Below are 311 nucleotides of genomic sequence, written 5' to 3'. Positions count from 1 at the left end.
CTGCAGGCGCTGGCCCGCGCGGACGAGGGGTTCGTGCTGGGCCTGGCCTATTCCACCCAGCGTGGCTACGGGCGCACCCATGCCTTTGTCGGCGAACTGCGCATCGGCCGCGTCCCCGTGCAGATGCACATCCCCGAGCTGGACCTGACCATCGACATCGGAGAGATCGCGCTGACCGAATGCGAGACCGTGAACCAGTTCAAGGGCTCGCGCACCGAACCCGCGCAGTTCACGCGCGGATACGGGCTTGTCATGGGACAGTCGGAACGCAAGGCCATCGCCGTCAGCCTGGTCGACCGCGCCCTGCGCTG

1 protein-coding gene is annotated in these 311 nt (G+C 67.8%); it reads left to right on the top strand.

Annotated features, from left to right (window positions below; genetic code table 11):
• Positions 1-311: carbon-phosphorus lyase complex subunit PhnI (locus tag TW83_RS18685; protein WP_045984292.1), on the top strand; the 311-nt coding region annotated here is incomplete at both ends.

It is taken from the genome of Paracoccus sp. S4493 (genome assembly GCF_000967735.1).
In the GTDB taxonomy this organism is placed as follows: domain Bacteria; phylum Pseudomonadota; class Alphaproteobacteria; order Rhodobacterales; family Rhodobacteraceae; genus Paracoccus; species Paracoccus marcusii.
The sequence above is the reverse complement of the archived record's forward strand: the minus strand, read 5'-3'. Positions and strand labels throughout refer to the sequence as shown.